Origin of the sequence: Ampullimonas aquatilis (assembly GCF_049675895.1) — a bacterium.
Lineage (GTDB): Bacteria > Pseudomonadota > Gammaproteobacteria > Burkholderiales > Burkholderiaceae_D > Ampullimonas > Ampullimonas aquatilis.
Map to the genome: position 1 here is coordinate 3,078,524 of NZ_CP183834.1, position 15,533 is coordinate 3,094,056.

16 protein-coding genes are annotated in these 15,533 nt (G+C 50.1%); 10 read left to right on the forward strand and 6 right to left on the reverse strand.

Annotated elements, in window-relative coordinates:
- Positions 1 to 93 precede the first annotated feature (93 nt).
- The 4 genes from ACMYR3_RS14315 to ACMYR3_RS14330 all read left to right on the forward strand — a co-directional run bounded on the left by ACMYR3_RS14315 (position 94) and on the right by ACMYR3_RS14330 (position 2,875).
- Positions 94 to 1,056, forward strand: coding sequence for a ribose-phosphate pyrophosphokinase (locus ACMYR3_RS14315; protein ID WP_424192605.1), 963 nt, complete (start codon positions 94 to 96; stop codon positions 1,054 to 1,056).
- Between the two features lie 95 nt (positions 1,057 to 1,151).
- Positions 1,152 to 1,739, forward strand: coding sequence for a 50S ribosomal protein L25/general stress protein Ctc (locus ACMYR3_RS14320; protein WP_424192606.1), 588 nt, complete (start codon positions 1,152 to 1,154; stop codon positions 1,737 to 1,739).
- A gap of 68 nt (positions 1,740 to 1,807) precedes the next feature.
- Positions 1,808 to 2,389 (forward strand): aminoacyl-tRNA hydrolase, encoded by a 582-nt coding sequence (gene pth, locus ACMYR3_RS14325; RefSeq protein ID WP_424192607.1) that lies wholly within the window; start codon positions 1,808 to 1,810, stop codon positions 2,387 to 2,389.
- A gap of 12 nt (positions 2,390 to 2,401) precedes the next feature.
- A complete protein-coding gene (locus tag ACMYR3_RS14330) occupies positions 2,402 to 2,875 on the forward strand; it encodes a hypothetical protein (RefSeq protein WP_424192608.1) in 474 nt (157 codons plus the stop codon).
- Here ACMYR3_RS14330 and ACMYR3_RS14335 read toward each other — a convergent pair.
- From ACMYR3_RS14335 to ACMYR3_RS14355, 5 genes are all read right to left on the reverse strand, one after another.
- Positions 2,857 to 3,177, reverse strand: coding sequence for a YfhL family 4Fe-4S dicluster ferredoxin (locus tag ACMYR3_RS14335; RefSeq protein WP_424192609.1), 321 nt, complete (start codon positions 3,175 to 3,177; stop codon positions 2,857 to 2,859). The genes ACMYR3_RS14330 and ACMYR3_RS14335 overlap by 19 nt on opposite strands.
- A gap of 122 nt (positions 3,178 to 3,299) precedes the next feature.
- Positions 3,300 to 3,809, reverse strand: coding sequence for a pantetheine-phosphate adenylyltransferase (gene coaD / locus ACMYR3_RS14340; protein ID WP_424192610.1), 510 nt, complete (start codon positions 3,807 to 3,809; stop codon positions 3,300 to 3,302).
- A 42-nt stretch (positions 3,810 to 3,851) separates the two neighbouring features.
- Complete coding sequence (gene rsmD, locus ACMYR3_RS14345) at positions 3,852 to 4,565, reverse strand: 16S rRNA (guanine(966)-N(2))-methyltransferase RsmD (protein WP_424192611.1); 714 nt, start codon at positions 4,563 to 4,565, stop codon at positions 3,852 to 3,854.
- The gene (locus tag ACMYR3_RS14350) at positions 4,562 to 5,962 is read right to left on the reverse strand and encodes a M16 family metallopeptidase (protein WP_424192612.1); all 1,401 of its coding nucleotides are present in this window, start codon (positions 5,960 to 5,962) and stop codon (positions 4,562 to 4,564) included. Before ACMYR3_RS14350 ends, rsmD begins: the two co-directional genes overlap by 4 nt.
- A 109-nt stretch (positions 5,963 to 6,071) precedes the next feature.
- Positions 6,072 to 7,493 (reverse strand): M16 family metallopeptidase, encoded by a 1,422-nt coding sequence (locus ACMYR3_RS14355; RefSeq protein ID WP_424192613.1) that lies wholly within the window; start codon positions 7,491 to 7,493, stop codon positions 6,072 to 6,074.
- A 250-nt stretch (positions 7,494 to 7,743) separates the two neighbouring features.
- Here ACMYR3_RS14355 and ftsY point away from each other — a divergent pair, with 250 nt between their 5' ends.
- Both ftsY and ACMYR3_RS14365 read left to right on the forward strand, forming a co-directional pair.
- Positions 7,744 to 8,832 carry a signal recognition particle-docking protein FtsY gene (ftsY, locus tag ACMYR3_RS14360; protein ID WP_424192614.1) on the forward strand — a complete coding sequence of 363 codons (1,089 nt, stop codon included), beginning with the start codon at positions 7,744 to 7,746 and terminating at the stop codon, positions 8,830 to 8,832.
- Between the two features lie 51 nt (positions 8,833 to 8,883).
- On the forward strand, positions 8,884 to 9,924 hold the full coding sequence (locus tag ACMYR3_RS14365; RefSeq protein WP_424192615.1) for a hypothetical protein: 1,041 nt from the start codon (positions 8,884 to 8,886) through the stop codon (positions 9,922 to 9,924).
- Positions 9,925 to 10,018: 94 nt separating this feature from the next.
- On the opposite strand, the gene ACMYR3_RS14370 is transcribed toward ACMYR3_RS14365, so the two are convergent.
- A complete protein-coding gene (locus ACMYR3_RS14370; protein ID WP_424192616.1) occupies positions 10,019 to 11,215 on the reverse strand; it encodes an acyltransferase family protein in 1,197 nt (398 codons plus the stop codon).
- Positions 11,216 to 11,471: 256 nt separating this feature from the next.
- Between ACMYR3_RS14370 and rpoH the strand changes: the two genes are divergently transcribed.
- From rpoH to accC, 4 genes are all read left to right on the forward strand, one after another.
- The gene (gene rpoH, locus ACMYR3_RS14375; protein WP_424192617.1) at positions 11,472 to 12,398 is read left to right on the forward strand and encodes an RNA polymerase sigma factor RpoH; all 927 of its coding nucleotides are present in this window, start codon (positions 11,472 to 11,474) and stop codon (positions 12,396 to 12,398) included.
- A 97-nt stretch (positions 12,399 to 12,495) separates the two neighbouring features.
- Positions 12,496 to 13,053, forward strand: a complete 558-nt coding sequence (locus tag ACMYR3_RS14380) for a redoxin domain-containing protein (protein ID WP_424192618.1) — start codon at positions 12,496 to 12,498, stop codon at positions 13,051 to 13,053.
- A gap of 380 nt (positions 13,054 to 13,433) precedes the next feature.
- On the forward strand, positions 13,434 to 13,892 hold the full coding sequence (gene accB / locus ACMYR3_RS14385; protein ID WP_424192619.1) for an acetyl-CoA carboxylase biotin carboxyl carrier protein: 459 nt from the start codon (positions 13,434 to 13,436) through the stop codon (positions 13,890 to 13,892).
- Positions 13,893 to 14,088: 196 nt separating this feature from the next.
- Positions 14,089 to 15,465 carry an acetyl-CoA carboxylase biotin carboxylase subunit gene (gene accC / locus ACMYR3_RS14390; protein WP_424192620.1) on the forward strand — a complete coding sequence of 459 codons (1,377 nt, stop codon included), beginning with the start codon at positions 14,089 to 14,091 and terminating at the stop codon, positions 15,463 to 15,465.
- Positions 15,466 to 15,533: the final 68 nt, after the last annotated feature.

The following is a 15,533-nucleotide window of genomic DNA, read 5'->3' on the forward strand; positions in this document are numbered from 1 at the left end:
ACATTTTTACCGTCAGTAGCCATGACAGACAACTCAGGCTTGCTCAATCGTCATTCACGATTGCACCTGTCCTACTAGCAACGGTGTACCCACATGCTCCCAGCTCTTTCTCCAGACAATATTATGGTTTTCACCGGCAATGCTAATCCAGCATTAGCTGAACAAGTCGTGAAACACCTTAACATTCCACTCGGTAAATCAGTCATTGGCCGCTTCTCAGATGGCGAAGTCAGTGTTGAGATTCAGGAAAACGTGCGCAGCAAAGATATTTTTGTGCTGCAACCAACCTGTGCACCGACCAATGACAATCTGATGGAACTGATGATCATGGTTGATGCGCTCAAAAGAGCATCAGCTGGCCGGATTACCGCTGCCATTCCCTATTTTGGTTATGCCCGTCAAGATCGGCGTCCACGCTCTGCACGTGTTGCCATCTCTGCCAAAGTGGTTGCCAATATGCTGCAATCGGTTGGTGTGGATCGTGTATTAACGATGGATCTGCATGCAGATCAGATTCAGGGCTTCTTCGATATTCCCGTTGACAATATTTACGGTTCACAAGTTTTGTTGACCGATCTGGTTGCCAAAAATCTGGATGATCTATTGGTTGTTTCTCCTGATGTCGGCGGCGTGGTGCGCGCCCGTGCCTTGGCCAAAAAATTGGATACCGATCTGGCCATTATTGACAAGCGTCGTCCTAAAGCCAATGTATCTGAAGTCATGAACATCATTGGTGAAGTGGATGGCCGTAACTGTGTCATCATGGACGACATGGTCGATACCGCCGGTACACTTTGCAAAGCCGCCCAGGTACTGAAAGAACGTGGTGCCAAACAGGTTTACGCCTACTGTACCCATCCAGTACTTTCAGGTGGTGCCGTTGAGCGTATCAATGCATCGGCACTCGATGAACTGGTTGTGACCGATACAATTCCTTTGCGTGAAGACAGCCGTGGCAGCAAAAAAATCCGTCAGCTGACCTGCTCGGCGCTGTTGGCTGAGACATTCAGCCGGATTTCTCGCGGTGAATCTGTTTTATCACTATTTGCTGACTAACAGTAGATAGTCAGCAAATAGTTTCAGGGCTGAAATTTTTCAGTCTTTAACCAAGGTCGCCTGGTCGCGGACGGCCTTTTATTTTGGAGTTGATTATGAAAGTAGTAGCATTCCCACGCGAACTGCAGGGCACGGGTGCGAGCCGCCGCCTGCGTATCGCTGGCAAGGTTCCCGGTATCGTCTATGGTGGCGAAGCCAAACCTGTTGCCATTGAACTGGATCACAACGCACTGTTCCACGCCTTGAAAAAAGAAGTCTTTCACTCTTCCATTCTGAATCTGGAAATCGGTGACAAGACTGAACAGGTCTTGCTGCGTGATGTGCAACATCACCCATTCAAACAACTGGTTTTGCACGTTGATTTTCAACGTGTTGACGCTTCTACCAAAATTCACGTCAAAGTACCGCTGCACTTTACCAATGCCGAACTGTCTCCAGCAGTCAAACTGTCTGCTGCAGTGATCAGCCATGTGATGACTGAAATCGACGTTAGCTGCCTGCCAGGCAAACTGCCAGAGTACATTGAAGTGGATCTGTCCTCACTCGAAGGCGGCGCTTCCGTGCACATCAGCGATCTCAAATTCCCTGAAGGCGTTAGCGCTGTTTATCATGGTACAGACGATCCTGCGGTCGTTACAACCAAGGTACCAGTTGGTGGTGCCACAGAGGGAGCAGCTTCCTAAGCTAGTTTCACTGTTTGATAAAGCCCGCACATTGCGGGCTTTTTTCTTTGGATCAAAGTGAATTAACCATGATCAAACTGATTGTTGGATTAGGCAATCCCGGACCAGAATATAGCGCTACACGCCACAATGCCGGCTGTTGGCTAGTGGACGAAATCGCTCGCAAGCAAGGGGGCAGCCTGCGTCAGGAAAGTCGCTTCCATGGTCAGACAAGTCGCGTGCAATTTCACGGGCAAGATGTCTGGTTACTTGAACCCAGCACTTTCATGAACCGCTCCGGTCAAGCAGTGCTGGCACTCGCCCACTTCTACAAAATATTACCCAATGAAATATTGGTCATCCATGATGAGCTTGATATTCTGCCTGGACAGATCAAACTAAAAAAAGGTGGCGGCAGTGGTGGGCACAATGGCTTGAAAGATATTTCGGCTCATCTTGGCACACCCGATTATTGGCGTTTACGGATCGGGATTGGACATCCAGGAGAGAAATCTGAAGTCAGTAACTTTGTCCTCAAGGCACCGCAAAAAGCCGAACAGGAACTCATTGATCAAAGTATTGAAAGATGCATGGAACAAATGAGTTTGATGGTGGAAGGTAAAATGGAAGCCGCAATGATGAAGTTGCACACGCAGGCAAAAAAACCATAAGGAGACTGCTTGATGATTGGCAAAACCCACAAATCATGCCTTATAGGCATCTTCTTGTTACTAGCAATCAGTTTCTTGTACCCAGTACACTGCTTGGCAATGTATAAATGCCAGGCAGAAACAGCCATACGTTACAGTGATAGCCCTTGCGCCAATAGCGAAAAAAGCCTGCCTTATATCGCCCCAGCTACAACACCAGAAACTAGTCGCACAACGGACATCGGCAATCAATCTGAGCGAGAAAAATCATTGCTCAGGAATATGGAGCGCGATCGACTCAAACACGAGAAAGATGCGTCCTTACACCTCAAGCAAAATGCTCGGCAAGGTGCGATTTCTGAAAGACATGAATTGCTGTGTGCCAAGTTAAGATCTCAACTCGAACAAGCTGAAACGAACTTACGGTACAGCAAGCCAAAAAGTATTGAGTCTAACCAGCAAAGAGTTGAACGCGCTCGTGAGAAACTTCAGTTTGAAGCTTGCTGATTATTTTCTGGCGTCGGTGCAAGCGTAACAGATTGATCTTGCGCTACAGCTTTTGCCTGACTAATTAACATCACGTATTTAGTTTGCAATTGCTCACGAGTTTCCTGCCAGCCAGGATTGATGGGAATACACTCTACCGGACAAATCTGCACACACTGGGGCTCATCAAAATGCCCGACACATTCGGTACATTTATGAGGATCAATCTCATAGAAATCCACGCCCATCGAGATCGCCTCGTTGGGACATTCAGGCTGACAAACATCACAGTTGATGCAGTCATCGGTAATCATCAAAGCCATAGTTTATTTACACCACAAACCGATGCCTGAGCCTACCCGCCAGCAGGCGCGCAGACCGCAACCCGGCGCAAAGTGTCCTTTGCGAAACCCCGGGCCACGTCATCGGTAATCATCAAACCCGTTTAAACATCAGAACCGTTAATCTTGTTGATAGACGGCGAAAGCTTTTGCAACAGCCATTTTTCGACTGAGGGCACAACAAACTTACTGACTTCGCCACCCAACTGCGCTATTTCTCTGACCATGGTACCGGAAATGAATTGATACTGATCCGATGGGGTTAAAAACAGCGTTTCCACATCAGGTAATAAATAGCGGTTCATGCCAGCCATCTGAAATTCATATTCAAAGTCTGACATCGCCCGCAAACCGCGCACGATGACACGGGCATTATGATGCCGTACAAAATCCTTGAGCAAACCCGAGAAAGACTCCACTTTCACGTTGGGATAACCACCCAGCACTTCACGAGCAATCTGCAAGCGCTCTTCCGTGGTAAAGACCGGCTGCTTGTTGCGTGAACTGGCAACACCCACCACCAGCTCGGTAAACAATCCCGATGCACGACGCACCAAGTCTTCATGGCCACGAGTCAAGGGATCAAAGGTTCCAGGATATATGGCAATCGTCATAACGCGACTCCAGCTTGTCAATATCGGTATTATCGCCTTAATTCACGGCGCAGAGGCAGCCCCCTCTGCGATCGTGGTGGGTTGATGTGTCAGCAAAGCAAAGTGGGCCATACCCGCCTTGCCCTGTCGAACAATCTGATAAGCCTGACACCAAGGCTCCTGGCCGTTAACCACGGCCTCAGATTCAACATACAACAACCCTTTGGGTTTGAGACACGCGGTAATTTGCGGCAAAACACGGGGCAACCAATCGGCATGAAAGGGTGGGTCAAGAAAAATCAAATCAAACTGGCTGGCGCGGCGCTGCGCAGTTTGCAAATAGCCCAATGCATCACCGGCGATCAAACGGACTTGCTGTGCCTGCAATTTTTCTTGCAGGGCTTGTAGTTGTGCAAAAGCCGTCTTGTGGTTTTCCACCAAAATCACTTCCTGCGCACCACGCGAAGCTGCTTCAAAACCGAGCGCACCTGAACCAGCAAACAGATCCAGACATTGCCAGCCAGATAAGTCTTGGCCCAGCCAATTGAATAGAGTTTCACGCACCCGATCAGGTGTGGGACGCAGTCCCTCAGCATCAATCACCCGAATCAAGGTGCGTTTCCATTGACCGCCAACGATGCGCACTTGATGGGGCGCGCTACTTACTCGCTTGACGGTTTTTGCGTTAGCTGGTGCAGTGGGCTTGTCAGTGGATCGACTTTGCCCAGCCCGTGGCTGCGCCTTGCCTGTAAGCTTACTGCGTAAAGGGCTACTCATGGTACCGGTGTGCCCACAATCACCGTGGCCATCTTGGCAGGGTCCAAGGTGCGTTGAAAGGCAGCACGAATATCAGCAATCTTTACCGCCTCAACCTTGTTGGTCCAGGTATCCAGATAATCCAACGGCAAACCGTAATAGCCAATCGCAGAAAGGTTGTCGAGCAGCTTGCGATTGTTATCAATGCGCAAGGCAAAACCACCCACCAGATTTTGTTTGGCAGCCTTGAGTTCGGCTTCGGTAGGGCCCTTGACAATAAATTCATTGAGAGTTTGGCGCACCACCTGCAAAGCCTGATCAGCCTGATCCTTGCGAGTTTGCAAGCCAACCGTAAACGGGCCGGGCTCAGCCAGTGGTGAAAAATAACTGTACACGCTATAGCTAAGACCGCGTTTTTCGCGCACCTCTTGCGTCAAGCGGGAAACAAAACCGCCACCACCCAAAATGTAATTACCGACCAGCAAAGGAAAGTAATCGGGATTGCCACGCGCCATACCGGGCTGACCTATCAATACATGTGCCTGTGAAGATGGATGCGCAATCCGCTGCTCGCTGGCCTCGGTCAGACTGGCTACTTTAGGAACAGCATTGATGATATTTGAATTTTGAACATCTTGATTGGGCTTGGGTAAGTCAGTGGTCAATTGTTCGGCAATCTGCTCGGCTTCTTGGCGTGAAATATCACCGATCAATGTAACGACTGCCTTGTTAGCCACATAATGCGCCTGATAAAAAGCGCGCGCATCAGCAAGCTGCAGCGCAGCCAGCGTCTCTTGCGTGAGGATCGCACCATAAGGATGATTACCATACACAGCGCGGCTGAAGGCACGCTGGGCAATGGTTTCGGGTTTGCTTTCCGACTCTTTCAGACTGCGGATGGAACGCTGCAACTCGCGCTGAAAAATGGCTTCAGAAAAAGCTGGACGACTGATCAGCCCTGTCAGCAAACTGACGGCACTTTGTTTTTCCGGTGCACTGGTAAGTGTACGCAAGGTGATACTGGTACGATCGAGACTGGCTGCCCCCGCCTGCTGCGCACCCGTATCAGCCCATTGGTCGGCCAGCTGGGCTTCATCATATTGCAACTGATCGGCACTGCCCGGTTGCAGCACACCGCGTCCCAACATATTTTCGGTAAACGAGGCCAAACCGTTTTTACCGGGTGGGTCGTAACGACTGCCAGCATCAAAATCAATATTGAGATCGAGCATCGGAATTGCATGGCTTTCAACAAACAATACTTTGGCACCGGAACGGGCTTGCCATTGTTGAATCGGCAAAGCGGCTTTGGCAGGCAAACTGCTCACACCAAACAACGCGACGATGGCCAGATTACGCAGCAAAACCAGGCTCGCAGAGCCTGAAACAAACGATAGCAAATTGGGAAGATTTCGCATACTCATTACCAGTAAAAAATAGACCTTGGGAGAATCAATATTTATGCACCTAAGCAAACAATATGATCAAAAATAAGCAGGTACACCATAGGAGTACCCTGTTTCAAGATCAATGCCGAAGTCCTTCCACGGCAGGTCGTTTGGGTAGATTGGTGATCGGTTGTGGCAGCAAGGTGGCGACAGTCAGCGTGTCATCCTTGAAGTATTTACCCGCTACGGCCTGTACCTGCTCTGGCGTGACGGCTTTGAGTCGCGCCAGAATCTGATCCAATTGACGCCAGGAATAGCCGCTCATTTCGGCCGCACCAATTTCCATGGCCTGGCCAAAAATGGAATCACGCTTGTAAATTTGCGAGGCCAGCAATTGCGCCTTGACGCGCTTCAACTCGGCTTCGCTCACGCCGTCGCTGGCTACCCGCTTAATCTCATCCAGCAAAGCTTTTTCAAGATCAGCCGTGGTCTTGCCTTCGGCGGGTGATCCCTCCAGCAAAAACAGCGCAGGGCCGCGGCCCATATAGTCGTAACCAACGCCGGCATCGGTGGCAATTTTGCCATCACGCACAATATTGCGATTGATCCGCGCATTGTCATAACCATCGAGCACGGCAGATAAAATTTCCAGCGCAAAGACATCGTCATCTTTATCAACATCTTGCAAACGCGGCACTTGGTAGCCCATCAGCACATAAGGATTTTCGGCCGGTGCCTTGACCTCAATGCGGCGCTCGCCCTTCTGCTCAGGCTCGATTTGCGGCTTGCGCACGGGCAAGGGTTGCGTCTTGTACGCGCCATAAAATTTCTCGGCCAGCATAAACACCTCTTTGGCTTGCACATCCCCCGTCACGACCATCACAGCATTATTGGGTGCGTACCAGGTGTGATACCAATCAGCGGCATCTTTGGCCGTCATGTTTTCCAGATCATTCATCCAGCCAATCACCGGACGTCGATACGGTGACGCAATAAAGGCGTTGGCATTGAATTCTTCGTAGACCACCGACGTCGCCTTGTCGTCGGTACGCAAGCGCCGCTCTTCCATGATGACCTTGATTTCCTTGGCAAACTCGGCCTCGGACATTTTTAAATGTTTCATCCGATCAGCTTCAAGCTGCATCACATCGGGCAAACGTGACTGATGCACCTGCTGAAAATAAGCCGTGTAATCCTTGTTGGTAAAGGCATTCTCACGTCCGCCAAGTGCTGCCACACGTTTGGAAAATTCACCCGGTGCCAGTTTGTCAGTGCCCTTGAACATCATGTGCTCAAGGGCATGGGCGACGCCCGTGGTGCCATTTTTTTCGTCCATCGAACCCACCCGATACCAGACCATATGCGCCACGGTCGGCGCACGATGATCTTCCTTGACGATGATTTTCATGCCATTGGCGAGTATCTTTTCATAGGTATCCGAAGCTTGCGCATGGCCAACGCTGGCCCCCAGTGCGCCCGCCAACAGCAAAGTCAAACCATGGCGATTGACCTTGTTTAAACGATTTGAAACCGGAAATCTTGCAAATGCTGCAGTTAACATAAAAGACCATTCAATAGACGGTTTAATCAACATATCACAACGATGCACCATTGTAGGCGCAACGCAGCAATGCAACGATGAAGAGGACTTGCTGTTGGCAATCCTGGCTTGCAATCACAAAAGAGCTGCAATCACCTTGGTCGCGTCACGCTACGACTGGTAAAATCGCCAAATCACACAGACTAAATACACAGACTAAAAATTAAATAGCCTGTTTTTTTCATGCCCGCCTATCTGACCACCCTGATTCATGTTTAGTTTCTGGAAAAAGAAAACTCCTGCTCCCGCTGCGCCCTCCGTTCAGCCTGTCACGCTTCCCGAGATTAAACCCTCCGCACCCATTGTCACGCCTGCGCCCGACAACACTGTCCTGCCGCCAGCGAATATTGTGGCCCCATCGACAATCTTATCGCCGGTAGCAATAACAGCGCCTGTTGAAAAGACTTCCTGGTTGAAACGCCTCAAACAAGGTCTTGCCAAAACCAGCAACAACCTGAGTCTGCTATTTGTTGGTGCCAAGATTGACGATGATCTTTACGAAGAACTGGAAACCGCGCTCCTGATGAGTGACGCTGGTGTCGAGGCCACGCAATATCTGCTTGATGAACTGAAAAAAAAGGTCAAGACCGACAAGCTCACTGAAGCCAGCCAAGTCAAAACTGCCTTGTACGAGCTGCTTTACGGACTGATCAAGCCATTGGAAAAATCACTGGAGTTGGGCCGTTTTGAACCACTGGTGATGATGATTGCCGGTGTCAATGGCGCGGGCAAAACCACCAGCATTGGCAAGCTTGCCCAGCATTTGCAGGCACATGGTCAGTCAGTTATTCTGGCTGCAGGCGATACCTTTCGGGCCGCAGCACGCGAGCAGTTAGCTGTTTGGGGTGAACGTAATTCGGTTCAGGTGATTTCACAGGATGGTGCCGATCCAGCCGCTGTGATTTTTGATGCGATTGCCGCCGCCAGGGCACGTGGCGTCAATGTCGTCATGGCCGACACGGCAGGCCGCCTGCCAACCCAATTGCATCTGATGGAAGAATTACGCAAAATCAAGCGCGTGATTGCCAAGGCTGATGCCAGTGCTCCGCATGAAGTCTTGCTGGTACTGGATGCCAACACGGGCCAAAATGGCCTGGCGCAAGTCAAGGCATTTGATGATGCGCTCGGCCTGACCGGCCTGATTGTGACCAAGCTGGATGGCACGGCCAAAGGCGGCATATTGGCAGCGATTGCCCGGCAACGGCCCATTCCGGTTTACTTCATTGGCGTGGGTGAACAACTGGACGATCTGCAATCGTTTGATGCCAAAGAATTTGTCGATGCGCTGTTAGGCGAGTGATGGTTCAACCTCACCTCAACAGACTAACTGAAAATAATAAACCAATATCTTATGACTTCCCTTAATCAAGAATTTTCTGATGCTGTTCGCCTGACTGGCGTTATCTGGCGCAAACACTGGCTGCTATTGAGTCTGACGATGGTTGCCCTGTCGACAGTCATGGCCTTGCCCTTGCTGTTATGGCGTGCTGAAAAATTGATTGATCATGTCACCGATACCATTTTTCCCGCCCCCCAGATGGCGCTGTTTTTAAAACGCGATCTCAAAGAAGAAGATGTCGCACAATCCAAGGCGGCCCTGCAACAAGCCCTGGTACAGACACTGCCTGACTTGCAGATTGTGCAACGCGTTGCTGCACCGGATGAAAACGGCCAAATCCCCAACACCGTACTGACACCCACAGTCAGCCCGCGCGCGATTGTGAGCTTCATCCCGGCATCAGCCGCCCAAGCACAACTCACCGAGCTGGGTTTTGGTGATGCCCTAAAAGCGCTACCCAATAATCCCCTGCCCGATAGTTATACGATTGAATTCATTGGTCTGGATAGCGGCGATATTGCGCGTTTGCCGCAAGTTGCCAAAATCATTACCGAATCCTTGTCCAGCATTGAGGATTATCGGATTGATCCAAGTCTGGCTGAACATACCGTGCGCGCTCATCAATATGTGATGAAGTGGATGCGCACCGGCCTGATTGCCACCGGTGTTGCCGCCACGGCCGTATCACTGGCCTTATTCACCACGCTGACGTTGATCGCCATCAGCGTATGGCGTCGTGACTTTCCCAGCGAATCCGATACCATCATCATTGCGCCAGCACTCCTGTTAGGCGGTTGCGTGGGATTGTTGACCAGCCTTTTTGCCAGCGCCCTGAATGATATTTTAGGCCGACAATTATCGGCGCAAGCTCAATCAGCATGCAGCAGTTTTGGTATGGCCTGCCCGTTTGACTCGCTATTTTCCATCAATGGTTTGCTCAGCCATAGCGGTTGGTTGCTGGCCGCTGCGGTGTCAGGTGCACTGGCTGCCGGACTGATTGCAATGATCGCAAGGCAGGTCCACAAGCCCATTCAGTGGGAAATTATTGAATAGGCCAATTTACCTATTTAGACGGAGTATAGATAGAAATAGCACTTTTCAAGTGCATAGAATAATGGGATATTTTTTATACCCCATTATAGTATATTTAAATCACCTTGCGTGGTTGCAGTCGCGCAGATAACGCCGCCAATCGCCCGCTCCATTTCGGCACCAACCGCATACCGGGCAATTCAATATGACGGTAAGTCCAGTCACTCGCCAGTACCAGCACCGGCGTCAGCAAACCCACCAGTATTAACCAGTGCGTGGTTGAACCCAGTTTGGCCGCTGTCTCGTAGCCCAGCACAAATCGAAACAGAAAAAACAGCAGGAAGCCATGCAGCAGATACAGGCTGTAACCACGCTCTCCTAAAAAATAAGCCAGTCGATGTGACAACAGGCCAAACAAGTCGTTACCGCAGGCAATCAAAATAAAGGTGGTGCTCAAAAACAGCAATGCCTTGGCGTTGTAGGCTGTATCAAAGTGGTAGACCTCAAATGCAAGGCAGGCCAACGCCAGCACCGTTGCCACAGAATGTTGGGCCCATTTTTTAAACGCCTTGAAACGCACCAGATGCGCTGCCAGCATGCCACCGGCAAAGGGGCAAAGATGAATGAATACGGGCTTGATCATGAGCTGGGTATCCAAAATCAGATACGACAGACCACAACCCAGCAACAAGAAGGGAAACGGTGCAACACGGCCAAATAAAATACCAAATAATGGCAAGCACAAATAAAAGTACCACTCGTAACGCAATGACCATTGCACACCGGAAATAATCATCCAGGTATGTTCAACACCATCGACATCAGGACGATCCCACATTGTAAAACCCAGCCAACCCGCAATTTCCTTCAAGATAGCCAATGGCCCCTCATGCAAACTGAAATGACTTAGATCAAGCACGACCAGCATCATCACAACTACCATGAAAAAGTAGAGTGGCATCAGGCGCAACATGCGTGAAATGAAAAGCTGACTCCATTGAATGGGTTTTTCCTTGCTTTCAATCAGCTTGGTCCAAAACAGAAAGCCGGTGATCATGAAAAACAGTGCCACACAATCATGACCAAGATGGGTGTACAAATGAGAAGGTGGCGGCGCCCACTCATTGGTGCGTAACCAAAAATACCAAAAGGTGGCGTGATGCAAAAACACCATCAACGCCAAATAACCACGCAAACCGTCCAGCGTGGCAAATCGGCCCGGCTTGGGCTGGTAGTTACGTGCAAGAAAGAGGCTGGTCAAAAATGCCATCATCACGCATAACAAAACGGGCAAAGGGCTCAAGGCATCCATGATCTACTCCTGACAGAAGCGCACATCTTGAAGGTTTAGTGGAATAAATGAAATTAAATTTTTCACCCAAGCTGTAACTATTTGCAAACCAGAACACCTAAACATCATATTTTGAGACACATCGCTCAACGCCGAGCCTGAGCTAAGCCCAAACTGAACTATTTCACACTCCATCACTCAAAATTAGCACTCAATACATGAGAGTGCTAGAATCAGAACAGATCTGGAACTCGCAGTTTTTCGAAAGGAACTTTGCATGACATCTTCAGCCTTGACACTTGCCACTTCCAACCCTCTGGCTCCAGTCGGATTGGGCGGGAAAGCCCTGTCCCAGCTGTTGAGCGGCAGTATTGGCAATATTGACGCCTATATTTCAGCAGTAAATCGAGTCCCACTCTTGAGCGCGGAAGAGGAAAACGAGTACGCCCACTTACATCGTGACAATGGTGATCTGGACGCAGCCGGTAAACTCGTGTTATCCCATCTGCGCCTGGTGGTATCCATCGCTCGCGGTTATTTAGGCTATGGCTTGCCGCACGCCGATCTGATTCAGGAAGGCAACGTCGGCCTGATGAAAGCCGTCAAACGCTTTGACCCAAACCAAGGCGTACGCCTGGTGTCGTATGCGATGCATTGGATCAAAGCTGAAATCCACGAATACATCCTGAAAAACTGGCGTCTGGTCAAAGTGGCGACCACCAAGGCACAACGCAAGCTGTTTTTTAATCTGCGTTCGCTGAAACAAGGCCTGGCCACTTTCTCGCCAACTGAAATTGACGAAGTCGCCAAAGCACTCAACGTCAAGCGTGAAGAAGTCATCGAAATGGAAACCCGTTTGTCAGGTGGTGACATTGCACTGGAAGGTCAAACCGAGGATGGTGAAGAGCAGTTTGCCCCCATCGCCTATCTGACCGATGCCAGTCACGAACCGACTCGCGTGCTGGAAAACCGTCAATTTGACAAACTCCAGGGCGAAGGCCTGGAAAGTGCCTTATCCACACTGGATGAGCGTAGTCGTCGCATTATTGAAGCACGCTGGCTGCATGAAAGTGATGATGGCAGCGTAGGTAGTGCCACCTTGCATGATCTGGCGGATGAATTTGGTGTTTCGGCAGAACGGATTCGCCAAATTGAAGTGCAAGCCATGAAACGTATGAAAAAAGCCTTGGCCGCCTACGCATAAACAGCCAAAAATAATATTTCATGCGGTTTTCAAGAAAATGGGGTCTTTTGACCCCATTTTCATTTAATTACCGTCTTTTACCCGTCTTGGAGGACGTATGCAAAAACGTATCGCCATTGCAACTCTGATTGCAGCCGGTTTGCTGGCAATGGGCCTTGGCGTCTATTTAGGTCTGTTAAAACAGGGAAATACCACCCAATCACCAGAAGATTCGCTCGCTTTCTCCACTGAAGCATTTTTTGGCAGCAAGTTAAATGATGTGAATGGACAGGAACAGGCGATTGCACAATGGCAGGGCCGCTGGTTACTGGTCAATTTTTGGGCGCCCTGGTGCGCGCCCTGCGTGGAAGAAATGCCAGAACTGGAGTCGATTTATCAGGCCAATAAGGGGCCTCAACTGGATTTTTTGGGAATTGCCATCGATTCACCCGATAACGTCCGGCAATTCAATCAAAAAATTTCCGTCAGCTATCCAATTTTATTGGGTGGTATTCTTGGCACCGACCTCGCACGTCATTTTGGCAATGTCGCCGGTGGATTGCCCTATACCGTACTGATTGATCCGGCTGGCAAGGTTCGGAAGGCCAAAATCGGTCGAATTCATGGTGAATTACTCAAAGAATGGCTAACACTGATTCATCCGGTAAAACCCTGAAAACTCAAAGTATGGTTTTGTTACAGCAATATTTTTCTGGACAACATACTCTAATTCGCGTCAAAATCCGCCCATCTTTAAATAACTCGATGGGATTTACCGTCGACTACGCACGGATGACAAATCGTTTCCTGACAGATTCTGATGTTTTTCGACATATTGCGCAGCCATTGCTGTGCTTTGTTCATGACGTTGGTTTCTCACTGGCCGACTCTTTCGCATGTTTTGATTGCGCCGTTAATCGGGTACCCGACGCTGATCGTCAGGTACCCAGCCCGACCTACTCTATACCGAATTAGTTTGAATGTGCCGACCTCGCTCAAGTCGGCAACTTGATACCAGCTCGTCGTTGGTATGTCACCTAAAATGAGGATACGTTGATGGATTTGAGAAAGCTAAAAACTTTAATTGACCTGGTTGCCGAATCCGGCATTTCCGAACTGGAAATCACTGAAGCTGAAGGCACAGTCAGAATCGTCAAGGCCACACCGGTTGTCCAGGCAGTTCAGACAGTCGCCCTGCCCCAGGCTCCGCTTCAAGCCGCTGCACCCGTTGCGACGGCCGCTTCTGCTGACGCGGCACCCGTCGCGGCTGCCATGCCACAAGGACACGTTGTCAAATCACCGATGGTCGGCACATTTTATCGCTCCTCCGCACCGGGTGCGGACCCTTTTGTACAAGTAGGTACGGCCGTCAAAGAAGGCGAACCAGTCTGTATTATTGAAGCCATGAAGCTACTCAACGAAATTGAAGCTGACAAGGATGGCGTGATCAAAGAAATTCTGGTGGAAAACGGCCAGCCTGTCGAATTTGGACAGCCGCTGTTTGTCATTGGCTAATCGAGGGCGTGAATCCTGACGCACAGCGATGACTGTTGCGCGTCATGCCTGTTTTCGTTTTACATCCGGCTCAAGTCTGATATCAGACTGACCATCCTTGTAATCTCTGGTGTCGCCTGCTTTAATCCTTTGGATTGTTTCATAACGCTGCCACCATGTTTGCTGGACTGGATGTTTGAATGGTCGCTACTAAACTATGTTTGAAAAAGTCCTGATTGCCAATCGCGGTGAAATTGCACTGCGCATTCAACGAGCCTGCCGTGAGCTGGGCATTCGTACTGTGGTCGTTCATTCCGAGGCCGACCGTGAAGCCAAGTACGTCAAGCTGGCCGATGAATCGGTCTGCATTGGCCCAGCGCCATCAGCACAAAGTTATCTGCATATGCCCGCCATCATTTCGGCAGCAGAAGTCACTGACGCCCAGGCAATTCACCCCGGTTATGGTTTTCTTTCTGAAAATGCCGATTTTGCCGAGCGTGTCGAACAATCCGGTTTTGTCTTCATTGGCCCACGCCCCGACACCATCCGCTTGATGGGTGACAAGGTATCGGCCAAACAAGCCATGATCAAGGCCGGTGTGCCGTGCGTTCCGGGCTCCGAAGGTGCCCTGCCCGATGACCCCAAGGAAATCGTTCGCATTGCCCGCGCAGTCGGCTATCCGGTGATCATCAAAGCCGCTGGCGGTGGTGGTGGTCGCGGTATGCGGATTGTGCATACCGAAGCCGCCCTCGTGAATGCGGTCAATACCACCAAGGCTGAAGCTGCTGCTGCGTTTGGCAATCCTGAAGTGTATATGGAGAAGTTCCTGGAGAATCCGCGCCATATCGAGATCCAGGTGCTGGCTGATGAACACAAGAATGCCGTGTGGCTGGGTGAGCGCGATTGCTCAATGCAACGTCGTCACCAAAAGGTGATCGAAGAAGCACCCGCGCCCAATGTGCCGCGTCGCCTGATTGAGCGTGTGGGTGAGCGTTGCGCCGAAGCCTGTCGCAAGATGGGTTATCGCGGTGCCGGTACGTTTGAATTTTTATACGAAAACAATGAGTTTTATTTCATTGAGATGAACACGCGTGTGCAGGTTGAACATCCGGTAACCGAAATGATTACCGGCATTGACATTGTTCAGCAACAGATCCGTATTGCAGCAGGTGAACGTCTGCCATTCAAACAGCGTGACATCGTTTTCAAAGGTCATTCGCTGGAGTGTCGGATCAACGCCGAAGACCCGTTCAAGTTCACGCCTTCCCCAGGCCGTATTACCCAATGGCATCCGCCTGGTGGCCCCGGTGTACGCGTCGATTCACATGCTTACACCAACTACTATGTGCCACCAAACTATGACTCCATGGTTGGCAAGTTGATCACCTACGGTGCAGATCGCCAGCAAGCTATCAATCGGATGCGCATTGCCTTGTCGGAGATGATCGTCGAAGGCATCCAGACCAATATCCCCTTGCACCGAGAGTTGATGCTGGACGCCCGCTTCATTGAAGGTGGCACCAGCATTCATTATCTGGAAAACAAATTGGCGCAGCGCGAACAGACTTTAGCGGCCGAATTGAAAGCCAAATAAAAATCAAATAATACTAATAGGGGGTAATTTTCAACCCCCTATATTATTCGCACTTAAAGCAATAGTTT

Coding starts and splice junctions, on each gene's coding strand:
- coaD (WP_424192610.1), bottom strand. CDS start 3,809: ATGACGATTGCCATATATCCTGGAACCTTTGATCCCTTGACTCGTGGC.
- ACMYR3_RS14335 (WP_424192609.1), bottom strand. CDS start 3,177: ATGGCTTTGATGATTACCGATGACTGCATCAACTGTGATGTTTGTCAG.
- ftsY (WP_424192614.1), top strand. CDS start 7,744: ATGTTTAGTTTCTGGAAAAAGAAAACTCCTGCTCCCGCTGCGCCCTCC.
- ACMYR3_RS14315 (WP_424192605.1), top strand. CDS start 94: ATGCTCCCAGCTCTTTCTCCAGACAATATTATGGTTTTCACCGGCAAT.
- accC (WP_424192620.1), top strand. CDS start 14,089: ATGTTTGAAAAAGTCCTGATTGCCAATCGCGGTGAAATTGCACTGCGC.
- pth (WP_424192607.1), top strand. CDS start 1,808: ATGATCAAACTGATTGTTGGATTAGGCAATCCCGGACCAGAATATAGC.
- ACMYR3_RS14350 (WP_424192612.1), bottom strand. CDS start 5,962: ATGCGAAATCTTCCCAATTTGCTATCGTTTGTTTCAGGCTCTGCGAGC.
- ACMYR3_RS14355 (WP_424192613.1), bottom strand. CDS start 7,493: ATGTTAACTGCAGCATTTGCAAGATTTCCGGTTTCAAATCGTTTAAAC.
- accB (WP_424192619.1), top strand. CDS start 13,434: ATGGATTTGAGAAAGCTAAAAACTTTAATTGACCTGGTTGCCGAATCC.
- ACMYR3_RS14330 (WP_424192608.1), top strand. CDS start 2,402: ATGATTGGCAAAACCCACAAATCATGCCTTATAGGCATCTTCTTGTTA.
- ACMYR3_RS14365 (WP_424192615.1), top strand. CDS start 8,884: ATGACTTCCCTTAATCAAGAATTTTCTGATGCTGTTCGCCTGACTGGC.
- rpoH (WP_424192617.1), top strand. CDS start 11,472: ATGACATCTTCAGCCTTGACACTTGCCACTTCCAACCCTCTGGCTCCA.
- rsmD (WP_424192611.1), bottom strand. CDS start 4,565: ATGAGTAGCCCTTTACGCAGTAAGCTTACAGGCAAGGCGCAGCCACGG.
- ACMYR3_RS14380 (WP_424192618.1), top strand. CDS start 12,496: ATGCAAAAACGTATCGCCATTGCAACTCTGATTGCAGCCGGTTTGCTG.
- ACMYR3_RS14320 (WP_424192606.1), top strand. CDS start 1,152: ATGAAAGTAGTAGCATTCCCACGCGAACTGCAGGGCACGGGTGCGAGC.
- ACMYR3_RS14370 (WP_424192616.1), bottom strand. CDS start 11,215: ATGGATGCCTTGAGCCCTTTGCCCGTTTTGTTATGCGTGATGATGGCA.